Below are 1,724 nucleotides of genomic sequence, written 5' to 3'. Positions count from 1 at the left end.
AAACTGAATAAGTATAATCACCATTTTCCCAACTGGAGTTTAGTCTAGTTCGCGGTGCGAAACTGGAAATAAAATAAAACAAAATTAATATTAAATGCTCGATAAAAAATATAATATGCAAAGCGATAATATCAACAATCTGAAACTTAGATAAATTCAAATATCTGGTAAAAGAAAGTAATCTTAATGAAGTGATTTATAGCTGGGTATAAAAATAGTAGTTTAGTTAACATTCCTAGCTTGAGAAACTAAAACTCGACCGATAATAGTCAAATTATGAGCGATTATTCCCCAGCCCACCCACCGTTTAAATCCTATATCTCCTCTATACAAACAACGTTGAAACCCAAAGCATCTTTTCAAAAAACTAATACGTCCTTCTACACCGTTATGCCAATGACGACCCTTTCTAAAATTTCTCTTCCTTTCATGCTGAATTCGTTCCTTACTTCGATAACCTCCTTTCGGCAATATGACTTGTTTTATTCCTAGTGTTTGGGCATAGTTTTCATTACTTTGAGAGTAAACACCTCTATCACTAGAAACTAGTTTCGGGGGATAGCCAAAATTTTTTATATGTTGGTCTAAACTGGAAACTAATTGTTGAGTATCATGAGGGTTTCCCTTTAATACTCGATAATTACTCACAATTCCCCCATCAACTTCATCTAACCAGACTTTCCGCCCAAACTCTACATCTAGGTTAGGTTTGCCCCTACATATAATATCTGTATGCACTTCAAAGATACTGACAATTTTTGACGCAACACTAACTTTTTCTTGATTTAATATCCTGCGGGATGTCTGCTCAACAACTTGTTCTATACGTGGGAGAAAAGTTTCCCATTTTTGTAGTATCTTCTGTGACTTGAGATGCTCCAAACGCTCAAGAAGTGTTTTTACTTTTTGAGCTTGTTTAATTGCAGCTTTGGTGACTTCAATCAATTTTATGTATGCTTGTTTCCTTTTGTGCTTACCAGATTCATTTCTCGTTTTTGATAAACTATCAATCTGTCTAGATATTCTTCTCGCTGTCCGATAACGATTGCGAAAAATTCCTAAGTTAACAGTTGGCGAATTTGCTAAAATAATTGGCTTGGCTTGAGATAAAATGCGGCTAATAACCTTAACTCCATCACATAACAAATTATTATCCGAAGGGAAATGAATATTAGTTGCCACTACTGTACCATCTGTCCTTATCTTTCTCCCCTGAGTTATTTGTAACTGGGTGGCAATTTGAGTCAATCTTTGATTAATCTGTGCCAACGTTTTCTCACTTAAAGTATTTGCCCAACGGATCAGTGTGCTTTTATTTGGCAGAGGATGAAAATATATTCGACAAAACTGCCTTAAAATTAAACTTTCTTTGACATTTTTAATTGTTTTTTCGTAACTTAAGCCGCGTAAATGTTTTAAAGTTAACATCCTGAATATCACTTCTACTGGAGTTGATTTTCTTCCGGTCTTGCTGGAGAGTGGATAACGTTTTGACAAGTCTGCTTCCATTAACTCAAGCAGGTTGTCATCACAGAGCAGATGGTCAATTTGAGTCATTTGCTCATCCATTTCACCAAAAAGGAGCAAGATAATCTTGAACTCTCTGTCAATGTGATATTTTTTCTGTAACACCTATTGTCTGCCTTCCGATTGAGTACATTTTTCTCTATCTCAATCACTGTAAGGCTTTTGGGTTTCGCACCGCGAACTAGTCTAAACTCCAG

At 35.6% G+C, this 1,724-nt stretch carries 1 protein-coding gene; it reads right to left on the bottom strand.

Going from position 1 to position 1,724, the window contains the following annotated elements; all coding sequences use genetic code 11:
• Window positions 1-222: 222 nt before the first annotated feature.
• On the bottom strand, window positions 223-1,632 hold the full coding sequence (locus I8752_RS34720) for an ISNCY family transposase (RefSeq protein WP_214436692.1): 1,410 nt from the start codon (window positions 1,630-1,632) through the stop codon (window positions 223-225).
• Between the last annotated feature and the right edge of the window lie 92 nt (window positions 1,633-1,724).

Origin of the sequence: Dendronalium phyllosphericum CENA369 (genome assembly GCF_016056275.1) — a bacterium.
Taxonomy (GTDB): domain Bacteria; phylum Cyanobacteriota; class Cyanobacteriia; order Cyanobacteriales; family Nostocaceae; genus Dendronalium; species Dendronalium phyllosphericum.
This window is presented reverse-complemented; position numbering and strand designations above follow the sequence as displayed.